General features: G+C 69.7%; 25 protein-coding genes. 8 read left to right on the forward strand and 17 right to left on the reverse strand.

The genetic code is table 11. The features are described 5' to 3' along the window. Window positions 1-15: 15 nt before the first annotated feature. The 5 genes from ACQEU1_RS13825 to ACQEU1_RS13845 are packed head-to-tail and all read right to left on the reverse strand — an operon-like array spanning window position 16 to window position 5,022. On the reverse strand, window positions 16-966 hold the full coding sequence (locus tag ACQEU1_RS13825; protein WP_433200381.1) for a hydroxyacid dehydrogenase: 951 nt from the start codon (window positions 964-966) through the stop codon (window positions 16-18). Continuing rightward, window positions 963-1,790, reverse strand: coding sequence for a carbohydrate ABC transporter permease (locus tag ACQEU1_RS13830; RefSeq protein WP_433200384.1), 828 nt, complete (start codon window positions 1,788-1,790; stop codon window positions 963-965). The genes ACQEU1_RS13825 and ACQEU1_RS13830 overlap by 4 nt, the downstream gene beginning before the upstream one ends. Beyond that, window positions 1,790-2,665 carry a carbohydrate ABC transporter permease gene (locus ACQEU1_RS13835; protein ID WP_433200387.1) on the reverse strand — a complete coding sequence of 292 codons (876 nt, stop codon included), beginning with the start codon at window positions 2,663-2,665 and terminating at the stop codon, window positions 1,790-1,792. The genes ACQEU1_RS13830 and ACQEU1_RS13835 overlap by 1 nt, the downstream gene beginning before the upstream one ends. Next, window positions 2,662-3,960 carry an ABC transporter substrate-binding protein gene (locus tag ACQEU1_RS13840; RefSeq protein WP_433200391.1) on the reverse strand — a complete coding sequence of 433 codons (1,299 nt, stop codon included), beginning with the start codon at window positions 3,958-3,960 and terminating at the stop codon, window positions 2,662-2,664. Before ACQEU1_RS13840 ends, ACQEU1_RS13835 begins: the two co-directional genes overlap by 4 nt. Before the next feature lie 33 nt (window positions 3,961-3,993). Beyond that, complete coding sequence (locus ACQEU1_RS13845) at window positions 3,994-5,022, reverse strand: substrate-binding domain-containing protein (protein ID WP_433200394.1); 1,029 nt, start codon at window positions 5,020-5,022, stop codon at window positions 3,994-3,996. Between the two features lie 98 nt (window positions 5,023-5,120). Here ACQEU1_RS13845 and ACQEU1_RS13850 point away from each other — a divergent pair, with 98 nt between their 5' ends. The 4 genes from ACQEU1_RS13850 to ACQEU1_RS13865 are packed head-to-tail and all read left to right on the forward strand — an operon-like array spanning window position 5,121 to window position 7,136. Continuing rightward, complete coding sequence (locus ACQEU1_RS13850; protein ID WP_433200397.1) at window positions 5,121-6,041, forward strand: DUF1731 domain-containing protein; 921 nt, start codon at window positions 5,121-5,123, stop codon at window positions 6,039-6,041. Between the two features lies 1 nt (window position 6,042). Beyond that, entirely contained in the window at window positions 6,043-6,294 is a 252-nt protein-coding gene (locus ACQEU1_RS13855; RefSeq protein WP_433200400.1) for a hypothetical protein, read from the forward strand. Continuing rightward, window positions 6,287-6,553, forward strand: a complete 267-nt coding sequence (locus ACQEU1_RS13860; RefSeq protein ID WP_433200403.1) for an SH3-like domain-containing protein — start codon at window positions 6,287-6,289, stop codon at window positions 6,551-6,553. The genes ACQEU1_RS13855 and ACQEU1_RS13860 overlap by 8 nt, the downstream gene beginning before the upstream one ends. Continuing rightward, window positions 6,546-7,136: a nitrile hydratase subunit alpha gene (locus tag ACQEU1_RS13865; protein WP_433200406.1), complete on the forward strand. Its 591-nt coding sequence runs from the start codon at window positions 6,546-6,548 to the stop codon at window positions 7,134-7,136. The genes ACQEU1_RS13860 and ACQEU1_RS13865 overlap by 8 nt, the downstream gene beginning before the upstream one ends. A 21-nt stretch (window positions 7,137-7,157) precedes the next feature. On the opposite strand, the gene ACQEU1_RS13870 is transcribed toward ACQEU1_RS13865, so the two are convergent. The 5 genes from ACQEU1_RS13870 to ACQEU1_RS13890 all read right to left on the reverse strand — a co-directional run bounded on the left by ACQEU1_RS13870 (window position 7,158) and on the right by ACQEU1_RS13890 (window position 13,174). Then, window positions 7,158-8,555 carry a serine hydrolase gene (locus tag ACQEU1_RS13870; protein ID WP_433200409.1) on the reverse strand — a complete coding sequence of 466 codons (1,398 nt, stop codon included), beginning with the start codon at window positions 8,553-8,555 and terminating at the stop codon, window positions 7,158-7,160. Between the two features lie 27 nt (window positions 8,556-8,582). After that, entirely contained in the window at window positions 8,583-9,800 is a 1,218-nt protein-coding gene (locus tag ACQEU1_RS13875; RefSeq protein WP_433200412.1) for an MFS transporter, read from the reverse strand. Window positions 9,801-9,858: 58 nt separating this feature from the next. Continuing rightward, window positions 9,859-10,320, reverse strand: coding sequence for a DoxX family protein (locus tag ACQEU1_RS13880; RefSeq protein ID WP_433200415.1), 462 nt, complete (start codon window positions 10,318-10,320; stop codon window positions 9,859-9,861). Between the two features lie 60 nt (window positions 10,321-10,380). After that, a complete protein-coding gene (locus ACQEU1_RS13885; protein ID WP_433200418.1) occupies window positions 10,381-12,048 on the reverse strand; it encodes a peroxidase family protein in 1,668 nt (555 codons plus the stop codon). 133 nt (window positions 12,049-12,181) lie between these two features. Further along, a complete protein-coding gene (locus tag ACQEU1_RS13890; protein ID WP_433200421.1) occupies window positions 12,182-13,174 on the reverse strand; it encodes a glycosyltransferase in 993 nt (330 codons plus the stop codon). A gap of 43 nt (window positions 13,175-13,217) precedes the next feature. On the opposite strand from ACQEU1_RS13890, the gene ACQEU1_RS13895 reads away from it, so the two are divergent. Then, window positions 13,218-13,541, forward strand: a complete 324-nt coding sequence (locus ACQEU1_RS13895) for an STAS domain-containing protein (protein ID WP_433200424.1) — start codon at window positions 13,218-13,220, stop codon at window positions 13,539-13,541. Between the two features lie 8 nt (window positions 13,542-13,549). Here the strand turns inward: ACQEU1_RS13895 and ACQEU1_RS13900 are convergent, their stop codons facing one another. Next, the gene (locus ACQEU1_RS13900) at window positions 13,550-14,101 is read right to left on the reverse strand and encodes a chorismate mutase (RefSeq protein ID WP_433200427.1); all 552 of its coding nucleotides are present in this window, start codon (window positions 14,099-14,101) and stop codon (window positions 13,550-13,552) included. A gap of 9 nt (window positions 14,102-14,110) precedes the next feature. On the opposite strand from ACQEU1_RS13900, the gene ACQEU1_RS13905 reads away from it, so the two are divergent. Beyond that, complete coding sequence (locus ACQEU1_RS13905; RefSeq protein WP_382446123.1) at window positions 14,111-14,467, forward strand: RNA-binding S4 domain-containing protein; 357 nt, start codon at window positions 14,111-14,113, stop codon at window positions 14,465-14,467. On the opposite strand, the gene ACQEU1_RS13910 is transcribed toward ACQEU1_RS13905, so the two are convergent. The 5 genes from ACQEU1_RS13910 to ACQEU1_RS13930 all read right to left on the reverse strand — a co-directional run bounded on the left by ACQEU1_RS13910 (window position 14,464) and on the right by ACQEU1_RS13930 (window position 19,266). Beyond that, window positions 14,464-14,712 (reverse strand): DUF4419 domain-containing protein, encoded by a 249-nt coding sequence (locus tag ACQEU1_RS13910; RefSeq protein WP_433200431.1) that lies wholly within the window; start codon window positions 14,710-14,712, stop codon window positions 14,464-14,466. The two genes, ACQEU1_RS13905 and ACQEU1_RS13910, sit on opposite strands and share 4 nt — an antisense overlap. After that, the gene (locus ACQEU1_RS13915; RefSeq protein ID WP_433200434.1) at window positions 14,709-15,605 is read right to left on the reverse strand and encodes an NAD-dependent protein deacetylase; all 897 of its coding nucleotides are present in this window, start codon (window positions 15,603-15,605) and stop codon (window positions 14,709-14,711) included. Before ACQEU1_RS13915 ends, ACQEU1_RS13910 begins: the two co-directional genes overlap by 4 nt. Before the next feature lies 1 nt (window position 15,606). Next, window positions 15,607-17,301, reverse strand: coding sequence for a cellulase family glycosylhydrolase (locus tag ACQEU1_RS13920; protein WP_433200437.1), 1,695 nt, complete (start codon window positions 17,299-17,301; stop codon window positions 15,607-15,609). A gap of 187 nt (window positions 17,302-17,488) precedes the next feature. After that, window positions 17,489-18,370, reverse strand: coding sequence for a class A beta-lactamase (gene bla / locus ACQEU1_RS13925; RefSeq protein WP_433200440.1), 882 nt, complete (start codon window positions 18,368-18,370; stop codon window positions 17,489-17,491). A gap of 65 nt (window positions 18,371-18,435) precedes the next feature. Next, complete coding sequence (locus ACQEU1_RS13930) at window positions 18,436-19,266, reverse strand: phosphatase PAP2 family protein (protein ID WP_433200443.1); 831 nt, start codon at window positions 19,264-19,266, stop codon at window positions 18,436-18,438. A 66-nt stretch (window positions 19,267-19,332) separates the two neighbouring features. Here ACQEU1_RS13930 and ACQEU1_RS13935 point away from each other — a divergent pair, with 66 nt between their 5' ends. Beyond that, entirely contained in the window at window positions 19,333-19,668 is a 336-nt protein-coding gene (locus tag ACQEU1_RS13935; protein WP_433200446.1) for a hypothetical protein, read from the forward strand. Here ACQEU1_RS13935 and ACQEU1_RS13940 read toward each other — a convergent pair. Next, on the reverse strand, window positions 19,641-20,306 hold the full coding sequence (locus tag ACQEU1_RS13940) for a TetR/AcrR family transcriptional regulator (RefSeq protein WP_433200449.1): 666 nt from the start codon (window positions 20,304-20,306) through the stop codon (window positions 19,641-19,643). The two genes, ACQEU1_RS13935 and ACQEU1_RS13940, sit on opposite strands and share 28 nt — an antisense overlap. A 79-nt stretch (window positions 20,307-20,385) precedes the next feature. Here ACQEU1_RS13940 and ACQEU1_RS13945 point away from each other — a divergent pair, with 79 nt between their 5' ends. Next, window positions 20,386-21,435 carry a hypothetical protein gene (locus tag ACQEU1_RS13945; RefSeq protein ID WP_433200452.1) on the forward strand — a complete coding sequence of 350 codons (1,050 nt, stop codon included), beginning with the start codon at window positions 20,386-20,388 and terminating at the stop codon, window positions 21,433-21,435. Window positions 21,436-21,444: the final 9 nt, after the last annotated feature.

Raw genomic sequence — 21,444 nt, forward strand, 5'->3', positions numbered from 1 at the left:
CGGCTCATGCCCGCCTCACGCGATCTGTTCCCTCCGCTCGGCGGGCACGGGCGTCGCGAACGGCTCCCCCGCCGCCCACCGCCTGACCTCGTCGACCGCGTGCCGGCCCAGCCGCACCCACTCGTTGCCCTGCGACCCGGCGAGGTGCGGCGTGATCAGCACGGCGTCGTTGCGCCACAACGGGTGGCCGGCCGGCAGCACCTCCGGGTCGGTCACGTCCAGCACCGCCCGGATCCGCCCCGCCTCCGCCACCAGCGCCTCCTGGTCGACCACCGCGCCGCGGGCCGTGTTGATCAGCACGGCGTCGTCCCGCAGCAACGCCAGCAGATCCCGGCTGACCAGGCCGACGGTCTCCGGCAGCAACGGCGTGTGCACGCTCACCACGTCGCTGCGGGAGAACAGCTCGGTGAGGCTCACGGACTCGGCACCGTCCACTTCGGTCACGAACGGGTCGTGCACCAGCACGTGGAAATCGTAGGGCGCGAGCAGCTCGATCACCCGGCGGCCGATCATCGACGCCGACACGATGCCCACCACCGCGCCGAAGTTGCCGACGGTCGGCGGCACCTCGTAGACCGCCATCCGCCTGGTCTCGCGGTAGTCGCGGGCTCGTTCGAGGACGCGTTTGCCGGTCAGCAGGATCATCGCGACCGTGTACTCGGCCACCGGCAGGGCGTTGGCCGGGGCGGCCGACGACACCACCACGCCGCGGTCCCAGCAGGCGTCGGTGACGAAGCCGCGCACCGAACCGGCCGTGTGCACGATCGCCCGCAACGAAGGCAGCCGCGCGAGCACCTCGGCGGTGATCGGCGGGCACCCCCAGCCCGTGACCAGCAGGTCGACGTCGGGCACGGACGAGAAATCCGCGAAAACGCCCAGGAAGTCGCACGAGGCGGACAACTCGGCAAGCACGGGCGTGAGAACGGCGGCGGAGGCCTCCGCCGACATCACGCCCGCGGCCCTCACTTGACTGCTCCCGCGGTCATGCCGGCCTTCCAGAACCGTTGCAGCAGCATGAAAGCGAGGATCAGCGGCAGCACCGCGAAGAGAGAACCCATGATCACCACCGGGTAGTACTCGGGAGACACAGTGGCCGAGCTGTTCCACTGGTAGAGGCCGAGGCTGACGGGGTAGAGCTTCTGGTCGGACAGCATCACCATCGGCAGGAAGAAGTTGTTCCAGATCGTGGTGAGCTGGAACAGGAAGAGCGTCACCACGCCGGGGCCGAGCATCCGGAGGGCGACCCTGAAGTACGTGGCGAGGTCGCCCGCGCCGTCGATGCGGGCGGCCTCCAGGACCTCGCCCGGCACGTACCCCTGGGAGAACACCCGCCCCAGGTACACGCCGAACGGGTTGAACAGGGCCGGGATGAACACCGCCCAGAACGTGTTCACCAGGCCGGCCTCGGACGCCATCAGGTAGAGCGGCAGGGCCAGGACGGTCTGCGGCACCATGACGGCGGCCAGCACCAGGCCGAAGAGCTTCTCCTTGTGCCGGAAGGCGTACTTGTCGAACGCGTACCCGGCGGCGATCGAGATGAACGCGCTCACCCCCGCGCCGATCACCGCGTACAGCAGGCTGTTGACGTACCAGCGCGAGTACAGGCCCTTGTCCATCGCGAAGAGGTTCTTCACGTTCTCCGCGAACGAGAAGCCGCCGAACAGCTCGCTGTTGAACAGCGCGTCGACGTTCTTGGTGGCGGCGAGCACGAGCCACATCACCGGCAGCAGGGTGTAGAGGACGGAGACGCCGACGACCACGTTCACCGTTGTCCGGCCGAGCAGGGTCATCAGGCGGCCTTCCTGTTCGTCCAGCGGGTGACGCCGTAGGACAGCGCGACCGTGAAGGCCAGCAGGATCACGGACGCGGCCGCGGCGAGGCCGTAGTTGTTGCGGGTGAACGCGGCGTCGTAGATGTACATGCTCGGCGAGAACCGGGCGCTGATCATCGGCGTGGACTGGCTGAGCAGCACGGGCTCGGTGAACAGCTGCAGCGCCCAGATCAGCGTGAAGATGCCGACCGTGACGATCGCACCGCGCACCAGCGGTGTCTTGATCCGCAACGCCTGCTTGACCGGTCCGGCACCGTCCACGACGGACGCTTCGAGCACCTCGCGCGGCACGGCCTGCAACGCGGCGTAGAAGATCACCATGTTGTAGCCGAGGTTGCTCCACAGCGCGATGTTCACGATCGACGGCAGCACGGTGTGGATGCCGAGGAAGTTGATCTGGATGTCGGCCTTGGCGAACAGGTCGACGATCGGGCTGAGACCCGGCGTGTACAGGTAGAGCCAGATCAACGCCGCGATGATGCCGGGAACGGCGTGCGGCAGGTAGAGGCTCATCTGCGCCCAGCTGCGCAACTTCGCGACGCCCGAGTCGAGCAGCAACGCCAGTGTCAACGCACCCACGACCATCAGCGGGATGTAGATCAGGCAGTACAGGACGACCGTGCCGAGGCCGTTCAGGAACGTCGGGTCGCTCAGCACCGCGCCGTAGCTGCGCAGGCCGACGAACACCGTGCTCTCCGGCCCGAACCCGAGCCCCGGCTGGTCGGCGGCGAAGAAGCTCAGCCAGATCGCCGTGCCCGTCGGCACGAGGAACACGACGACCAGCAACAGGAAGAACGGCGCCATCAGGACGGCGCAGGCGAGCTTGCCCTTCACCTCGCACCCTCCTCAGTGGACAGACCCAGCGCGCGCAGGTCCGGCATCGTGCCGCTCTGTGCCTCGCGCACGGCGTCGATCACCGTGCCGGAACCGGCACCGGCCCGCGCGAACCCGTCCTGCATGACCTTCTGCGTGGCGGTCATCCTCGGCCCCCACACCCAGCCGTCGCGGATCTTCTGGGTCTCCTGCTCGAAGAGCCGGTAGATGTCCTGGCCGCCGTAGTACTCGCCGGGGAACGCCTTGGCACCCGCCTCCACGAGGCCGGGCGCGACCGGGAACTGGCTGCTGGTCCCGCTTTTGAGCCGTGCGGTCAGCGCGTCCGGGTGGGTGCACTGCCATTCGATGAACTCCATCGCGGCCTCTGGCTCCTGCGAGTCCTTCGTGACGGCGAACGTCGACCCGCCGTGCGTGCCGACGACCTGCTCGCCCCAGATCGGCATGGGCGCGATCCGCCACTTGCCCTTCTGCGCCGGACGGGCCCGCATCTGCGCGCCGGCGTCCCACGCGCCGCTCAGCCGGGTGATCACCTTGTCCTGGCCCAGCTGGGCGTCGTGCTGCTTGCTGTCGGCGGCGTTGCGGAACACCAGGTCCTCGTCGATCAGCCGCTGCCAGTAGGCCGCGACCTTCCGCGTCGGCTCGTCGGCCAGCGAGACGCGCCACTTGCCACCGGCGGTGTCGAACCACTGCGCGCCCGCCTGCCAGGCGTAGCAGGCGAACTGCATGCCGCCGTCGGTCGGGAAGATCGCGAGCCGCTGCGCGGAGTTCCGGGAGCGGACCGCGCGGGCGAGGTCGGCGAACTCGTCCCAGGTCGTCGGGATGTCGAAACCGGCAGCCTGGAACAGATCGGCGCGGTAGTGCAGGACCATCGGCTCGATGTCGAGCGGGACGCTGAACACGCGGTTGTCGAACGTCGTGAGCTTCAGCGCCTGCGGCAGCAGCTTCTGCTTCACGCGGTCGGTCACGAGGTCGGTGATGTCGCGGGCCACCCCGTCGATCGCGTACCCCGGGACCTGCGGGTACTCGATGGTGGCCACATCCGGTGCGTTGCCCGCCCGAGCCGCGTTGCTGAGCTTGGCGTAACCGCCCTGCCCGCCGGAGGGGATCTGTTGGAAGATCACCCGGATGCGGTTCTGTGAGGAGTTGAACGCGTCGACGACCTGCTGGCTACCGCGCAGGGCCGACCAGAACGTGATCTCTACCGGGCCTCCGGCACCGCGGCGTTGCGGAGTGGAGCAGGCCGCCAACGGTGCCGTGAGACCTGCCGCTAGGAGGGTGCGACGACTCAGGCGCATGAATCGCATCCTGATCGCCTGATCGGTTTGCCGTCAAGAAACGGTCAAACGCTCAGACGATGAGCGGATCTTCAACGAGGGCAGCAGCTCGATCCGCTCCGGGGCCGTGACCTCGCCGTTCAGCTTCCTGAGCAGCAGCTCGGCGGCCACCCGGCCGACCTCGGCCTTCGGTGGCGCGACGGCCGTGAGCGGGATGCTGCCGAGCGACGCGACCACGTCGTCGTACGACACGACCGAGCACATCCGCGGCACCTCGATCCCGGCGTGCACCAGCTGCTGGACCAGCATCAACGCGTCCTCGTCGCCGTGCAGCACCGCCGCGGTGGCCCGGCGCCGCCGCAGCACCTCGACCAGCCCGGCGTCCGGCGCGCTGCTGACCGTGACGGCGTCGTCCAGACCCGCGGAGACCTCCTTGAACGCCCTGCGCAACACGCGCGCTGTCGGACTGTCGTCGCGTGCGGCCAGCACGATCCGACGATGGCCCAGGTCGGTCAGGTGCTGTACGGCGAGATGCATGCCGTACCAGTGGTCCGAGCACACGGAGTTCATCGCTCTGAGGTGTCCGCTCGGCCGGCGTTCCATCAGCACGGTCGGCACGCCGGTGTCCGCGAGCCAGTCGTCCTCGGACTCCTCCTCGGACGTGCGCCAGCGCGGCGACATCAGCAGGCCCAGCACCGGTTCGGTCAGCGCCTTCTCGACGATCGGCCGTTCGGCACCCCTGACCTGCGGCGCGATGTGCAGAACAACGCGCATGCCCGCTTCTTCGAGCCTGCGCCGTGCGCCGTTCATCGTCTCGTAGAGGTACGTGTGGCGTTCGGGCACCACGAGCGCGATAGAGCCGTTCGTCGCTCGCACCGGTTCCGGCTGCGCGACGGGCGTGAGCGACCGTGCGACGCCGTGGCCGCGGCGCAGTCTGCCGAGGCGGGCGAGCTCCTCGACGTCACGGCGGATCGTGACGATCGAGACGTCCAGCTCCTCGGCCAGATCGCTCACCTTGACCGTGCCCCGCGACGCCGTGACGGCCAGGATCCGCTGCCGTCGTGCCTCGCTGGACTCCCGCATGACCGACCGCCTGTTCGTTTGAGCGTTTTGCGCGAGCATAACTGACAGGGCTCTCAGCGACCCGGGACTAGCGTCGCGGGCGAGGGGGACGAACAACCATGAAGATCGTGATTCCAGGCGGAACGGGCCAGGTCGGCGGCGTGCTGACCCGCGCCTTCCAGGCGGCGGGCCACGAGGTGGTGATCATCGGTCGCACCTCGGGCGTGCGCTGGGACGGCCACTCGCTCGGCGCGTGGGCGGCCGAGATCGACGGCGCCGACGTGGTCGTCAACCTGGCCGGGCGCAGCGTGAGCTGCCGCTACAACGCCGAGAACCTGCGGCAGATGATGCGGTCGCGGATCGACTCGGCGCGCGTCGTCGGCGAGGCCATCGCGAAGGCCGACAACCCGCCCGGCGTGTGGTTGCAGATGAGCACCGCGACCATCTACGCGCACCGGTTCGACGCGCCCAACGACGAGGCGACCGGCGTGCTCGGCGGCCGTGAGCCGGACGTGCCGGGCTACTGGACGTACAGCGTCGAGATCGCCAAGCGCTGGGAGGCCGAACTCTTCGAGGCGCACACGCCCGGCACGCGCAAGGTCGCGCTGCGGTCGGCGATGGTGATGGGCCCCGACCGCGGCAGCGTCTTCGATTACCTGTCGTGGCTCGCCCGGCTCGGCCTCGGCGGACCGCTCGCGGGCGGCCGGCAGTACGTGTCGTGGATCCACGACGAGGACTTCGTGCGCGCCGTCGCGTTGCTGATCAGGGAACCGATCGAGGGCGCCGTGAACCTCGCCGCGCCCCACCCGTTGCCGCAGCGGGACTTCATGCGCGAACTCCGCCGGGCCTGGAACGTGCCGGTGGGCCTGCCCGCGACGCGCCTGATGGCGTCGGTGGGCGCCTTCGCGCTGCGCAGCGACACCGAACTGCTGCTCAAGAGCCGCCGGGTCACCCCGGGCAGACTGGTCGAGGCCGGCTTCGACTTCCACTTCCCGAACTGGCCGTCGGCGGCGCAGAATCTGGTGGAGCGCAGGAGGTGAGATGCCGAGGATCAACGACGTCGGCGGACTCGACGGCTTCGGCCCGGTGGTGGAGGAACTGGACGAACCGCCGTTCCACCACGACTGGGAAGCGCACGTCATGGCGATGAACCGCGCCTTGATCGGCCAGGAGATCTACAACCTCGACGAGTTCCGCGACGCCGTCGAACGGACGATGTCGCACGAGTCCTCGTACTACGAGAACTGGTTCCGCGCGATCCAGACGCTCCTGAAGGAGAAGGGCGTTGTCTGAGCGCTACCGGACCGGTGACCGAGTGCGGACGTCCACAGTGGACCCGGACCACCACACCCGCCTGCCGCACTACGCCCGCGGCCACGTCGGCACGATCGTGGGCCACGACGGCGTCCACCCGCTCGCGGACCTGAGCGCCCAGGGAATCCAGCAACGCCAACAGGTCTACCTCGTGCGGTTCTCCGCGAACGAACTCTTCGGCCACGGCGACCACAGCGTGACGCTGTCCCTCTGGGAGGACTACCTCAGCCATGAGTGACGACCACGACGACTCCCCGATCGCCGCCCAGGTCCGCGACCTCGAAGCACTCCTGGAGGCCAAGGGCCTGATCGACCCGCGCGAGCTCGACCAGGTGCTCGAGGCGTTCGCCGCGAGGGCCTCCCCCGCCAACGGTTTCCGGGTGGTCGCCCACGCCTGGGTGGACGAGGGCTTCCGCGAACGCCTGCTCGGCAACGCCAACGACACGCTGCCCGAACTCGGCCTGTCGATGGGCGGCGGCCTGCAACCGCAGGTCCTGCACGTCGTCGAGAACACCGAGAACGTGCACAACGTCATCGTGTGCACGCTCTGCAGCTGCTACCCGCTCTCCCTGCTCGGCCCGTCACCGACCTGGTACAAGAGCCCGGCCTACCGGTCCGCGGTGGTCGACCGGCCGCGAGAGGTGCTGGCGCAGTTCGGCCTGGAACTGCCGCAGGACACCGAGATCCGGGTGTGGGACGCGAACGCCGAGTCCCGGTACATGGTGCTGCCGCGCCGCCCGGACGGCACGGAGGACCTGGACGAGGCCGCGCTCGCGGACCTGGTCACGCGCAACGGGCTGATCGGCACCGCGGCGGTGTGACCGCGGTGCCGATCCCTTGCGCTACAGCGACTTCATGATCCCGTCGATCGCCTTGCCGAGCTGCGCGTACTTCTGCGTGTACAGCACCGGGTACACGCCGGGCGGGTCGGCCGGGCGGGCGGCGTCCACGTAGTCGGTGCCCAGGTTGCAGAACACGACCACGATGTAGTTGCGCTTGTCCTTGCCGCGGAACGACTTCACGATGCCGGCGTCGGAGCCGGTCGTGTCGACCCAGCCGGTCTTGTGCGCGAACGTCACCTCGGCGGCGTCGTTGCACGGGCGGACGTCCCGGTCGTAGACGGCGTCGCCGACGGTCACGGTGCCGTCCGGCTTGATCCAGCGCGCCGGCACCTGCTGCGGGATGCCCTGCGTCGGGTAGTCGCGGCCGCACCAGTTCGGGGTCGACAGCATCTCGTTGTGGCCCTGGCCCGCGAGGGTGTCCTGGAAGAACTTCCGCGAGGAGTAGGACAGTTCGTGGCGGGTGACCGGCTTGCCCTTGCCGGTGGTCCACAGCACGCCCGCGCCGCCGTTGACCAGCAGCAGGAGCTTCGCGGTGTCAAGGCCGCTCATGTTCGAGCCGATCCAGCGGCCGCCGTTGCCCGGGATCGTGCCGGTGACCATGAGGGTCGGCATGCCGAGGTCGGCGAACGTCTGGTTGACGGCGTCCCACGCGTTGAGGTCGTGGATCAGCTTGATCAGCGCGCAGGTGGACTCGTTCTGCGACTTGGTGATCATCTCGTCGAAGTGCTGCCGGATCTTCTTCACCGACGGGCCGCCGCACGCCTCGCGCACCGGGTTCGGGGCGTAGGTGTAGTCGGCGTCGAGGTCGATCTTGCCCTGGTCGGCGAGGCGCAGCACGCCGAAGCCGACCATCAGCTTCAGCACGGACGCCGGGTACGGCGAGGAGAAGTCGATGGGAGCGTTCTCCCTGCCGGGCAGCACGTCGACGGTTCCCTTGCCGCCGTTGACGTCCCACTCGGTGTCGTCCCACCAGCGGTAGCGGACCTGGTCGGTGGACAGCCCCCTGCGGTCCACCGGCACGACCACGCCGTCCGGGTACTGGGGGCTGAGCAGCACGTTCGCCACGGCCCTGGTACGGCCGAACGCGTCGAGCTCGAAGATCGCCGCGTCCATGTTCGGCGACTGGTGCAACGGCTTGCCCGCCGCCAGCGACCGCGCCTGCGCCCGGTTCATCAGCTCGGCGGGCGAGGCGTCGTACTTCTCCCGTTTGCCGGAAGACCGCGCCGTCAGCTCGGGCGGGGTGAGGTCGATGACGTCCTTGAAGTTCTGCGCGACGATCGCCTCGCGCAGCCGGTCGGCCAGCGGCCGGTGATCGGTTCCGGCGTGGGCCGCCGGTGCCAGAGCCGCGCTCGTCAACGAGAGCACGGTGATGAACGCAGCGAAACGCTTGCGGTTCATTCACTCCCCCAGTGAAGTGGAATCAAACTACACACGCACCGTATCAACGTTCTCCACGGAGCGCACAGACCGCGACGCCAGCATCGCGGCGGTCGCGAGCACGTGCACGGCAGCGCAGCCGAGCAACGCCGCGGTGACCCCGAACGCGTGCGACAACGGCCCGATCGCGAGCTGTGCCAGCGGAATCGCGACGAACGACCCGACCATGTCGTAGGAGTAGACGCGCGCGAGCCGGTCGGCCGGGACGTGGTGCTGCAACGTCGTCTCCCACGCCACCCCGAACTGCTCGATGCCCATCCCGCACACGAACGACGTGAGGATCAGCAGCCAGGGTTCCGGGTGCAGCACCATCACCAGCGGCAGTCCGGCGAACCCCGCCACGCACGCCACCCCGACCATCAGCTGCCGCCGCACCCTGACCCGCAGCACGACGACCGCGCCGGCCACCATGCCCGCGGTCTGCGCGGCGAGGACCAGGCCCCACGTCTCGCGCCCGAACGTCGAGTCGGCCAGCACCGGGCCGAGCACCATCACCCCGCCGACCAGGGCCGCGTTGACGAACGTGAAGCCGACGACCACGACCCAGACCCATTGCCGCGCCACGAACTCCGTCCAGCCCACCTTCAGCTCGGCCAGCACGGACGGCTTGTCCCTGGCCACAACCCCAGGCACCCGCACGAACGCGAAGAACACGCCCGCCAGCGCGAACGTCAGCGCGTCCACCGCGAGCCCCCAGCCGGGACTGGTGAACGCGATCAGCAGGCCGCCCAGCGACGCGCCGCCGATGTTGGCGGAGTTCGTCCCGAGCCGCAGCAACGCGTTGGCCTGCAGGCGCATCGACAGGGGCACGGTCTGCGGCACCAGGGACGAGGAGGCGGGCAGCGAGAACGCGCCGGACATGCCGTTCACCGCCGACAGCACGATGAACCACGGCACCGACACCGACCCGGTCAGCACCAGCCCTGCGATCAGCGCCTGGCTCGCGCAGCTCACCACGCACGACCCGGCGAGCACGAGGTGGCGCGGCAACCGGTCCGCGACCACGCCTCCCCACAGCAGGAACACCACGTTCGTCAGCGAGCGGGCCGCGACGACGACGCCCAGCGAGGTGATCGACGACGTCAGGTCGAGGACGGCGAAGGCCAGCGCGATCGGTGCCATCGCGTTGCCGGCGACGGTCGTGACGCGGGCCGCGAGCAGCCAGCGAAAAGCAGGATGCGCCAAAGGCGCGAACGTGTCCCCCATCGGGCGAACCTACAACGGCGGGAGCCGCCCGATCACGTGAGAATCGGACGGCTCCCGGTCATCGCACCCTCGGCTGCGATGAGGCGATGACCACCGCGGCGGCGACGGTCACCAGGTTCTTCAGGATGTACTGCGCTTCGAACGACGCCTGCAGCGGACCGGACCACATCTCACCGGGGAACAACACCAGCGGTGTCGACACCATGACGACGTGGCCGACCAGCAGGACCGCGCACCACCGCGGTGCGCGGAAGCTCAGCAACACCAGTGCGATCCCGATTTCGGTGATCGCGGCACTCAATCGGGCCAGATCCCCGTGGATGATCCCGAACGTCAGCGCGGAGACCGTGCGTTCGACGAGATCCTGGGCAGGGCTGCCACCGGGAAAGAGCTTCAACACGCCGAACCAGAGGTACACGACCCCCAGTCCGATGCGCAGCAGCGGAATTCCGGACTCGCGCGCAAACCGAGCAACCCGTTCTTCCGCGCCTTCGCGACGACGTGTGGTTCCTGGACGCATGACGATCTCCCTCTCCTGTCTGACTGCCACCACCCGGCCAGACAAGAGGAGCGAGGAAGATCAGGCGCCGGCCGGGTCCCCGAGCGGGTTCAGCAGGTCGGCCTTGCCCTCGAACGCGAACAGCAGCAGGTCGACCATCCGGAACGTGCTGGAGTCGGGGCCGAGCGTGGGCCGCCAGTACGGCGAGCGCACGATCGAGATCCGGCTGCCCTCCATCGCGCGGTGGAACACCTCGGCGATGATCCGGCCGCCGACGGGACCCATCAGGCCACCGCCGGCCTCGGCTTCGCGCAGGATGTAGAACCACAGCGGCGTGTTCGCCACGAGCTGCGCCTTCTGCTCCTCGGACAGGCCCTCGACGACCGCGCCGCCGTTGCCGACCAGGATCTGCTCGGCCGTCAGCGGTTCGGCGCCGAAGAGCTCGGCGATCTGCTGACCGGTGGCGAGCTCCATCATCGAGGCCCTGGTCAGGTTGCGGAACGCGAGGTTGCGCTCGATCTCGCGGAACTGCGTGCCGCGCCCGCCGAACGTGCCCGCAGGCAGCTGCGTCAGCGGGTCGACGAGCAGCGTGTCGATCCGCTTGGTGACGTTGCCGCCGCCGAACCGTGCGGGCGGCACCAGGTCCTCGCGGTCGGCTTCGGTGAAGTCGTAGAGCCGCCGGAAGTCCGCGATCCAGTTGCTGGGCAACGTGAACAGCGGGCCCCGGTCGACGTCGTCGAGGTCGGCGGGCGTGCCGGAGCTCGGGTCGAAGTTGCCGCTGACGCCGGTGAAGGTGAACAGCGCGAACAACGTCGCGATCCCGCCGGGCCCGGTGCTGTTGAACACCCGGTTCCACTGGTACGCGCCGCGCACCTGGCTGTGCCCGAAGCGGTACGAGGCCACCGAGAACTCGACCGGCATGGTCGGCGAGTTGTCCCGGCTGTAGTGGCGGCCCGGCACCTCGAAGAACTTCCGGCCGTTGGTGAACACGTCGTCCACGATCGCCGGGTCGACGATCCGCGGCAGGTGGTCGGTCCGCAGCAGCCACTGGTAGTGCCGCACCACGAGCTCCTTGGCGGCGCGGAAGAGCCGCTCGCCGGACAGGCCGGTGAGCGCGAGCTCGTCGACCACGCGGTTGTGGAAGCGGATGAACGCGAGGTGCGTCTGCGCCACCACGAGGTTCTCGTCGTTGCGGGCGTCCGGGATGAGCGGCAGCCGCCGGTCCGCGGCCGTGCCCGCCGTGCCACCGCGGCGCGGCAGGTCGAAGCCCTCGAACGGGACGTTGGTGCCCTCGTCCGGGAACGGCACCGGCGTCGTCGTGCCGACCTTGAGCTTCACGCCGTCCTCGGCGTAGAAGACCTGGTCGTCCTTGTCGCGCGGGCCGCGGCCGTAGACCGAGTCGAGGTCGAGCGCCGGCGAACGGCCCTGCAGCAGCTCGTCGAGGTTGACGTCCTGCCCGAGCTGCGACTCGGTGCGGTCCATCGTCAGGTCGTGGTCGACGAACTGACCGAGGTAGGTGAACCCCGCCGGAACGGCCGGGTCTGCCGAGTCGGGCTGCGGGACGTTCGCGGTGATCGCGGTCGCGAGGGCCACCCGCGTCTCCTCGTCCGTCCGCGGCCCCTTGGGTCCCAGCCGTGAGAACCGGAACCTGCGCAACTCCTCCGCCGTGGAGGGCTGCCGCGTGGTGGCCTCACCGTTGTCGCCGAATTCCAGCACTCCTTCGCCCACGACGAAGAAACTGTCGCGCACGTGCCTCTTCATAAATCCCCCTGTTGATCCCCTGTGTCAGGCAACCTGTTCTCCCCAACAAGCACCTGCCCCACCGCCAGTCTCCATACGGACGAAAATGCCGTCGAAGCTTTTGGCCACAACCAAAAAGTTGTCACACAGCGGATACGAGGTGGTCCGGAATGTTCCGGAAATCCTCCAGAACGGCGATCTTCGCGGCCAGATCCCCAGCTGATTCATGATACGTCTTCGCGTTCAGCACGTGGTTGATCCGCTCCGCGAGAACGGCCGCGGTCAGGCCTTTCACGCCGAGATGGACTCCGGCGCCGAGTTCCCGGATTCGCGCCGCGTTGCGGTGTTGATCGCCGAACAACGGCAGCGCGACCATCGGCACACCAGCCGTCAACGCCTCCCGCACACTGTTGCAACCCGCGTGCGTGACGAACAGCTTCGCGTTGTTCAACAATCGTTGCCGCGAGATCTCCGGCTCCAGGCGAACATTCGCCGGACGTGGGCCTTTCCACTCCGCGTGGCCTGTCGCGACAACGGAATGGGCGTCGATCTCGCCGAGCGCTTCGACGGCGGTGTGCAGCAGGTCCGGCAGCACGCGGGTCCCGAAGGTCGCGACGATCTCCGGCGCGACGTCCACGCGACCCGGATCGAGAGGCACGCGGAAGTGGTGCTGGGCGGGGTGCCAGGCGGCCGGGGCGAGGCCGGCGGTGAGCACCGGGTCGGTGGCCGCGACGCCGAACCTGGCGCGCACCTTGTCCACCAGCTCGTCGAGCAGCGGGATCTCCAGCGGCGCGAACGGCGCGACGTCCACCAGCGCGTGCGGGATCCCGAGCACCTCGGCCGCGATCTGCCCGCCGTGCTCGCTGGTCTCGCGCACGATCACGTCGGGACGCCAGGTGCGGGCGAAGTCGAGGACGTTCGCGGCGAAGGCCACGACGGCCTCGTGCGACCACGGCGGCCCGAGACCGGACGGCACGGGGACGTCCGGCAGCGCGACGGTGTGCGGCAGATGCGCCATCGCCGGACCGGTCGCGAGCACGGCCTCGTGGCCCCGTTCCCGGAACGCCCTGGCCAGCGGCACCATCACCGGCACCAGGTGGGAGTGGAGGGGCAACGCCGTCAGCAGAATGCGCACGCGAACCAGTTTCGCGGCGGCCACCAGTGGGTACAGCTGCGAAATGCTCGAAGTCACGGTGACCGAGTCGTCGCCTGCCTCCACCCTGGTCACGGTCTCCGGCGAACTCGCAGGCCCTGGAGCGGAACGACTGCTCGCCCGGCTCGACCGGCTGCTCGACCAGGGACACCGCTACGTCGTGCTGGACCTGACAGCCGTCACGTTCTGCGACTCGAGCGGCGTGAGCTCGTTGGTGCGGGGCCACGCCCGCGCGTCCGCCGCGGCGGGGGGACTCCGCCTGTCCGCCGCGTCCGCGCAGGTGACGAAGGTGCTCGAACTGTCCGGCCTGGCACGGATGCTGGGCCTGAAGTCCACAGTGGACATCTGAGGGATCTGTTACTCGCACACCGTGCGCATCGCCTCGGCCAGCGCGTCCTCGTGCAACCGGTCGAGGCGGTGCAGCACCACGGCGGAGCGTTCCGCGACGGTCGCCTGGATCTCGCACCTCAGCGTCGGGCGCCGCAGCCGTTCGGTGTCCTTGAGCTCGGCCAGGATCCCGGTGGTGAGCCGGTCGAGTACTGGCCGCACCTCGGTGGCGAGATCGGGCCGGTGCTGCGGCACTTCCCCGGGATGCGCGGTCCAGCGCGCGTAGAGGCCGCGTTGCACGATCTTGTTCGCCTCGATCTGGGCGCGGAAGAACCGGGCAGCGTTCTCGGGGTCGAGGTCGAGTTCGGCCGCCTTGGTGCGGACGGTGTCGAGCACCTGCTGTTCGCGCACGGGGTCGTCGATCGGTTGCGTCGTCCCGAACTTGGCCGCCGCCACCAGGTCCCCCACCTGGACGCGCTGCACGGCGAGGCCCGTGAGCTCGCCGAGCGGGCCGACCGGGGTGAGCGACGCGGCGAGGGTCAGTGCGACCGCCAGAAGCCTCATGATCTCCGAGAGTGCCATGATGGCGGGGTGGAGTCCACGCGCATCGACAGCTGGCTGTGGGCGGTCAGGCTGACGAAGACCCGGCCGGACGCCGCCCAGGCGTGCCGGGGCGGCCACGTGCGCATCAACGACAAGCCGGCGAAGCCCTCCGCCACCGTCGTGCCGGGCGACCAGGTCCGCGCCCGCGTCGGCGACCGGACCCGCGTCGTCGAGGTGGTGCGGGTGATCTCGAAGCGGGTGGGCGCGGAGGTCGCGGCGATGTGCTTCATCGACCGCACGCCGAAGCCGCCGGTGGAGGTGCCGATCGCGCGGCGCGACCGCGGTGCCGGACGGCCGACCAAGCGCGAACGCCGCGAGCTGGACAGGTTCCGCTCGCAGAACTAGTGGTGTGGCTCTGGCCGGTGGCGTGGTCGGCGCCGTACGCGCTGGGCGATGCCGCGCGTGATCGTCAGCCACACCGCGTCCGGGGACAGCACCAGCGGGCGGTGTTCCGCGAACGCCTTAGGACGGCGTGCAGCAGCGGGTGCACGCCGTTGGGCTGGACGACCCGCGCCCGGCCACCGGTCTCGCGTGCTCCGGGGAACAGGTCGGCGACCGGGCGGGTCGGCAGGGCGTCGGTGTGACGTCATCGACCGGGAAGGTCACCATTCCCGGACTGCAGAACGGCTTCGGCCAGCTCCGTCAGCGATTTCCCCAAGGGCAGGTCGATTCGGAGCGACGCGTGCGGGTCTCCGCGCGTCTCGCCCCGGTTGATGATCACGACCGGGATGCCGGCGGTGGCCGCGCGCCGCACGAACCTCAGCCCCGACATGACCGTGAGCGAGGAACCGAGGACGAGCAACGACCGTGCGTTGTCCACGAGGTCGTAGCACTGGTCGACGCGTGGGCGTGGCACGTTCTCGCCGAAGAACACGACGTCCGGCTTGAGCACGCCGCCGCACTCCTCGCACGGCACGACCTCGAAGTCGCGCACCTGGTGCTCGGGCAGGAAGACGTCGCCGTCGGGGTTGATCTCGTCCGTCGTGGCGTGGAAGTCCGGGTTGGCCTCGCGCAGGCGGCGGTCGAGGTCGAGGCGGGGGCTCAGCAGCCCGCAGTCGAGGCAGATCACCCGGTCGAGGCCGCCGTGGAGCTCGACCACGTCCGGCGACCCCGCTGCCTGGTGCAGGCCGTCGACGTTCTGCGTGATGACGCCGGCCAGGAGCGGCCCGAGCCTGCTGACGGCGTGGTGGCCCGCGTTGGGGTGCGCGCGGGCGATGGTGCGCCAGCCGACGTGGCTGCGCGCCCAGTAGCGCTGCCGGCCCGCCTCGCTGGTGGTGAACTCCTCGTACGTCATCGGGGTGTGCTTGCGCAGCGACCCGCCCTCGCCGCGGTAGTCGGGGATGCCGGACTCGGTCGACAGGCCCGCGCCGCTGAGCACCAGCACCCCACCGCCGGCGACGATCGGCACGACGCCGGTGAGGTCGGTGGTGCGCGGCAGCGACGGGCCCGTGTTCGACCAGCTCAGAGTGGGCCTTGTTCGCACTTCACCAGCTTACGTACCACTGTCGAATCTCGGCCTCCGCCGCGGCGACGTTCCCGTTCGACGGGGCCGTGACCAGCGCGAACTGCCGTCCGGGGCCGGAGGTGAGCAGCAGTTCGTCGCCTTGGACGGCCGACTGCGCCGAGCTGATCACCAGCGGCGAGCGGAGCGACTCCGGCAGGTGGATCTCGGTGGGCGCGGCGCTCTCGTGCGCGTCCCAGACGAGGACGGCGAACGGCGCGTTGCCGACCAGCGCGCGCACGTTCGGCAGCGGGATCTGCTGCCAGGTCTGGTAGGCGCGGTCCTCGTAGGTGAAGGCGAGCGTCGTGCCCGCGACGGCCTGCGGGTACACGCGGTCGACGAGCGCCCGGTCGACGTTGAGGACGGGGGTGTTGTTCGCGTCGAGCTTGACCGCGGAGAAGTGCTCGTCGTTCATCGCGTCGCCGTCGGTCTTGACCTTGCCCGGGTTGTCGTTCATGAGCTCGCGGTGGCGTCCGTAGTTGGTGTCCCAGTGCCACTGGCTGCCCGAGATCGCGCTCCCCCTCGGCGCCGACCACCACCGCGCCCCGGACGCCGTCGAGTCGAGGCCCTGGTAGATCGCCTTGAGCACGGACGGCGTCTTGTCGGACGTGAAGCCCGAGACGGGATGCCCGAACTCGGAGACGATCGCGGTGGTGTTCAGGGCCTTGGCGCGGTCCCGGATGGTGTTGAACGCCTGGGTGTACTGCCCGTCCCCCGCCTTGCCGGGCATGAGGATGCCGGACTGCGCCTTGCCGTCGTAGAAGTGCGCGTTGAACACGAACCGGTCACCCAGGGGCTGCGCGAGGGTGAGACCGCCGGGTTCGGCGAAGAAGTCGACGTTCTGGTTCCAGAACACCAACGGCTCCACGAACGCGGGCTTGCCGGCCCAGCCCGCCTCGTCCATCTCGCCGCGGAAGCGCTGGTAGAACGGCATCAGCAGGTCGCGCTCCCACGTCTGCGAGGTCTGCCCGGCGTCGTACTTGCCCGCGTACGGCTCGTTGAGCGGGTCGACCCCGACGACGAGCTTGAACTCGTTGGCGGGCAACGCGTTCTTGACGTGCTTCAACGCCTCGCCGGCCGCGTTGACGAACGAGTCCTGCACGCCGTTCCGGTTGTGCCAGAAGTCGTAGGTGGCGGCGGTGACGGCGTTGTTGTTCTTCATGTTCTGGCCCCAGTGCACGCAGATCCCGCACGACTCCTTGGGATACCCGCTCGCGGCCCACGCCGGGGCGCCGTCACCGGTGTACCAGCTGTCCTTGTTGAACAGGTGCCGCGAGTACAGGTCCTGGTGGAAGTCCAGGTAGACGCGGATGCCCTCGTCGGTGAACTGGCGCAGCTGGGTGGTGACGTTGTCGAGGTAGGTGCGGTCGATCTGGTTCCGCTGGGGTTCGATCCAGGCCCAGGTGAGGAGGAACCTCACGGCGTTGGCGCCGGTGAGCCGTTTCATGGCCTGGGCCGACGTGCGGGCGTCCTGGGTCGTCGCGAACGGGAGCCCGCGGTACTCGGCCAGTTTCGCCGTGCCGGAGACGTTGAAGCCGCGCAGGACGACCTCGCGGCCGTGTTCGTCGCGGAAGACCCCGTTCTCGACCCGCAGCTCGGTGCCGTCGAAGGTCTCTGCTCGGACCGGGGTGGTCAGGGAGAGGAGGAAGAGGACCGCCAGGAGAACCGCTCGCCGCATCGCCGCCGCCTTTGGGAACGTGAACGAGATTCGCATTGCACCGTAGCCGGTCGGACGGCGGCGCGGCTAGGGGCGGCGAGGCGCGCACTGACGTGATCAGCCGCTCGGACGTACCGGTGCTGGAGAACCGATCCGCCCGCGTTGCACGGGCGGATCGGTCCTGCCGTGGAGTCCACGAGGATGCCGGTCAGCTGAAGGTCGCGGCGACCAGTTCCGCGGTCTTGGCCAGCAGGGGTTCGTCGGCCGGGCCGGTCGGGTCGTCCTTGCGGGTGGAGAGGACAGCGATCACGATCGGGGCCCGGCCCGGCGGGAACGCGATGCCCACGTCGTTGGTGGTGCCGTAGCTGCCGGTGCCGGTCTTGTCGCCCCAGCGCCAGGCGGACGGGAGACCCGCCCGGATCCGGTTGCCGCCCGTCGTGTTGGCCAGCAGCCACTTGGTGAGCTGGTCCGAGTCGTTGGAGTTGAGGGCGTGGCCGAGGGTCAGGCGCGCGTAGCTCTGGCCGATGGCGCGCGGGGAGGTGGTGTCGGTGATGCGGCCCGGCTCTGCCGAGTTGAGCTCCGGTTCCCAGCGGTCCAGGCGGGTGACCGGGTCGCCGATCGAACGGCTGAAGCGGCTGACGGCGGTGGGGCCGCCCAGTTCCTTCAGCAGGAGGTTGGCGGCGCAGTTGTCGCTGTAGGTGATGGTGGCCTCGCACAGGGCCTTGACGGTCATGCCGTTCGCGAGGTTCTCGGGCTTGCCGGTGATCGGGCCGTAGCCTGACCTGTCCACATCGGACTGGGTGTAGGTGATCACCTTGCCCAGCAACGTCCCGTCGCGGTCCTTGCGCAGGATCGCGGCCGCCGCGATGGTCTTGAAGGTCGAGCACAGCGGGAAGAGCTCGTCCGCGCGGTGCAGCACGGTGCGGCCGGTGCCGGTGTCGGTCGCGAACACGCCGAGGCGCGCGTTGTGTTGTTCCTCCAGGTCGCGCAGCCTGCCGGTGACCGTCGAGGCCTGCGCCGTGGCGGGCACCGTCACCGCCAGGGCCGCTCCCGCACCCCACGCCAGCACGGCACGTCGGTTAACGCTCAACGTCCTGTCCCCTCATTGTGGAAACCTCTCCCACAGGACAGGACGCACGGGAGATCAACTGGTTGTCATGCGATCCGGCGCCAGCACGCCAGGTAGGTGAGCGCGGCGATCAGCGATCCCGCCGAGGCCAGCGAGCCCGCGCCGAGGTAGATCACCCACTCGTCGGCGTTCAGGCCTTCGCGGGCCAGCGGGAAGACCCACAGGATCAGGCCGAGGGCGAGCGTCGCGGCGGCCACGAGCGACCAGAAGACCACCAGCACGACCCGTCCGACGCGGCGAGGGCCGGTGTAGGGCTCGAGCGATCCCTTGCGCTGCAACCACCACGCGGCCAGCGCGGCGATCGCGAGAGCGATGCCGTCGGCGGCCAGGGTGTCGCTCAGGCGGTGCCACTTGGCGGTCAGCGTGTACTGGCCGATCGCCGTCGCCCACGGCAGCACGAAGAACAGCACGACGCCGCGCCACTTCCACGGCACGACGATGATCGCCGCGAACAGCACCGTCATCGCGATCGTCGTGTGTCCACTCGGGAGGCTGTTGTGCGCGTAGTCGCCGGTGACCTCCACCAGGTGCGGGCGCGGCAGGATGAACCGCTTCAGCGCCTGCACCACCACCTGCCCCGCGACGATCACGCCGACCGCCGCGACGGTGAGGTCCCACCGCTTGCGGAGCACGCCGACCAGCGCCACGGCGACCACCGCCGCGGCCAGCGAGTAGATCGTGATCTGGCCGAGGGACTGCCAGGCGGCGTCGGCGGTGTCGACGTCGTCCTGGTCGGCGCCGCGCAGGGCCGCGTTCTCGATGGTCTGACCGGCGCGCGTCAGCACGGCGAGGACGTACACGACCGCCGCGAAGACGAATCCGGCCACCGCGACCACGGGCCACCGTCGAAGGTTCACGCCTGGGAAGTCTGCCGCCGTTCCGGCCGGCCCGCAGTTCGAAGATCAACGGGCATGCTGTGCGGCATGGACCTCGATGACGGCGGCACCATCCCCCAACGCGCGCGGCAGAGGTTCCTGCGCGGCATGTGGGAGATCGTCGACGAGCACGGCCCCGGCCCGACGTACGTGCGCGGTGACGCGGCCCGCGAACGCCTAGAAGCCCTGGGCGCCTCCGCCGACGACCTGCGGGCGTACGCACGGCTGGTCGCCTACGAGGCACTGCACTCGGCCCTGTACTTCCTGGACGACCCCGCCGACGACGACCCCGGACCCGGCTGGGCGTTGGTCGAGACCGTCGGCGGCGAGCTGACCGGGCGCCTCGTCCAGGGCCTCTACGAGGACCTCGACCCCGACCGTTGAACCCGCTCCAGGACCGCGGTGATCGCCAGGTCCACCGCGTACTCGAACTCGGCCGCGCGGTCGAACTCGGCGAGGTGCGGCGCGGTCGCGGCGATCGCGCTCAGCCCGGCGGCTTGGAGCGCCTCCAAGCGTTCGCCGTCGTCGCCACCGAACGTCGGTGCGGCCGACACCTCGCGCAGCAAGGTGCCGATCAACGTGGCGAGCAGCATCCGCAGCAGGTGCACGGCCTCCGCCGGCTCGGCCCCGGCCGCGAGCAGCACGGTCAGCACCGCGTCGACCGGTTGGAGGCCCTCCAACGATGAGAGCTGCCGGGTGAGCACGAGCGGCGCGGCGCCAGGGTGGGCCAGCGCGCGGTCGCGGAAGGCGTGCGCGATGGCGTGCAGGTCGTGCCGCGCGTCCCCGGTCGGCACCGGCAGGGCCAGGCCGCTCAGCAGGTGTTCGGCGACGGCGTCGAGCAGGCCGTCCTTGCCGTCGACGTGGTTGTAGAGGCTCTTCGCGTCCACGCCGAGCAGGCGCGCGACCGACCGCATGCCGACGGCCGCCACGCCCTCGTCGCCGATGACCTGCAACGTCGCCGCGACGATCGACTCGCGGGACAGCAGCGGGGTGCGCGGGCGGCCGCGGCGGGTGTCAGTCACCTGGCCATTGTGCCTTGCGGATGCCCACGGTGTGGGTTTAACCTTCGAATTAACCCACGCCGTGGGTATTGGAGGAGTGATGCGCTTCCCGTGGGGCACGGCCGCCGACCTGCCGACGATCGGCACCGAGATCGACACGCTCGCCGCGATGGACGTCGAGGGCGGCCCTGGCGCACGGCTGCGGGTGGCCCGCGAGCGCGGGCTGGCGTTCCGGCGCGAGTTCGCCACGACCGGTACGCCCGGCAGCATCGTCACGCGCGACCTGGTGACATTGCCCTACCCGACGCGGTTCGGGCTGTTCCGGGCGTCGCGGGCGATCGCGCCGTTCCTGTCGATCACCAACCGCATGCTGGTGATCCGCTGGGACGACAAGGTGCTGCTGTTCGAGCCGAGCGACCACGAGCACGGCCGCTACACGCCGTACTTCGAGGACCTGTCCGAACGCACCCCGGACGTGGTGGAACGCCGCATGGTCAAGGTCCACGGCACCGTGCCCGGCCACCTGGACCGGCTCGGCATCGCGCCGGAGGACATCGACTACCTGATGTTCGACCACCTGCACACGCAGGACCTGCGGCGGTGGATCGGCACGTCGGCGACGCCCGCGCTGTTCCCCAACGCCAAGGTGATCGTGCAGCGCGACGAGCTGATGGCGATGGCCGAGCTCCACCCGTTGCAGAAGCCCTGGTACCAGCCTGCGACCTACGCGGACGTGCCGCCGGAGGCGTTCCTGCCGATCGACGGCTCGGTCGTGCTCGGCCCCGGCGTCGCCGTGATCAAGACGCCGGGCCACGTGTTCGGCAACCAGAGCCTCGTCGTCAACACCTCGACCGGCATCTGGGTGAGCAGCGAGAACGTGATCGCGGCCGAGGCCCTGACGCCGGAACATTCAAAGCTGCCAGGACTTTCCGCCTGGTCGAGCCGGTGGCAGCAGGAGGTCGTGCTCAACGCCAACACCGTCGAGACCACGGCCGACCAGTACAACTCGATCGTGCTGGAGAAGACCATCGCCGACCGCAGCACCGCGGATCCGCGCTTCCTCCAGTTCTTCCCGTCCAGCGAGCTCACCGGCGCCTGGACGAACCCCGGCACCAGGCCCACCTTCACCCACGGCCAGATCGTCCACTGAGGAGCGCCC

It is taken from the genome of Lentzea sp. CA-135723, from assembly GCF_050936595.1.
Lineage (GTDB): Bacteria > Actinomycetota > Actinomycetes > Mycobacteriales > Pseudonocardiaceae > Lentzea.

Bases quoted from the DNA above. Each gene is read 5' to 3' on its own strand.
- ACQEU1_RS13880 (WP_433200415.1), bottom strand. From the start codon at position 10,320: ATGCGTCCAGGAACCACACGTCGTCGCGAAGGCGCGGAAGAACGGGTT.
- ACQEU1_RS13855 (WP_433200400.1), top strand. From the start codon at position 6,043: ATGCCGAGGATCAACGACGTCGGCGGACTCGACGGCTTCGGCCCGGTG.
- ACQEU1_RS13945 (WP_433200452.1), top strand. From the start codon at position 20,386: ATGCGCTTCCCGTGGGGCACGGCCGCCGACCTGCCGACGATCGGCACC.
- ACQEU1_RS13850 (WP_433200397.1), top strand. From the start codon at position 5,121: ATGAAGATCGTGATTCCAGGCGGAACGGGCCAGGTCGGCGGCGTGCTG.
- ACQEU1_RS13920 (WP_433200437.1), bottom strand. From the start codon at position 17,301: ATGCGGCGAGCGGTTCTCCTGGCGGTCCTCTTCCTCCTCTCCCTGACC.
- ACQEU1_RS13910 (WP_433200431.1), bottom strand. From the start codon at position 14,712: ATGACGTCACACCGACGCCCTGCCGACCCGCCCGGTCGCCGACCTGTT.
- ACQEU1_RS13870 (WP_433200409.1), bottom strand. From the start codon at position 8,555: ATGAACCGCAAGCGTTTCGCTGCGTTCATCACCGTGCTCTCGTTGACG.
- ACQEU1_RS13900 (WP_433200427.1), bottom strand. From the start codon at position 14,101: ATGGCACTCTCGGAGATCATGAGGCTTCTGGCGGTCGCACTGACCCTC.
- ACQEU1_RS13830 (WP_433200384.1), bottom strand. From the start codon at position 1,790: ATGACCCTGCTCGGCCGGACAACGGTGAACGTGGTCGTCGGCGTCTCC.
- ACQEU1_RS13935 (WP_433200446.1), top strand. From the start codon at position 19,333: ATGGACCTCGATGACGGCGGCACCATCCCCCAACGCGCGCGGCAGAGG.
- ACQEU1_RS13895 (WP_433200424.1), top strand. From the start codon at position 13,218: ATGCTCGAAGTCACGGTGACCGAGTCGTCGCCTGCCTCCACCCTGGTC.
- ACQEU1_RS13845 (WP_433200394.1), bottom strand. From the start codon at position 5,022: ATGCGGGAGTCCAGCGAGGCACGACGGCAGCGGATCCTGGCCGTCACG.
- ACQEU1_RS13875 (WP_433200412.1), bottom strand. From the start codon at position 9,800: ATGGGGGACACGTTCGCGCCTTTGGCGCATCCTGCTTTTCGCTGGCTG.
- ACQEU1_RS13865 (WP_433200406.1), top strand. From the start codon at position 6,546: ATGAGTGACGACCACGACGACTCCCCGATCGCCGCCCAGGTCCGCGAC.
- ACQEU1_RS13840 (WP_433200391.1), bottom strand. From the start codon at position 3,960: ATGCGCCTGAGTCGTCGCACCCTCCTAGCGGCAGGTCTCACGGCACCG.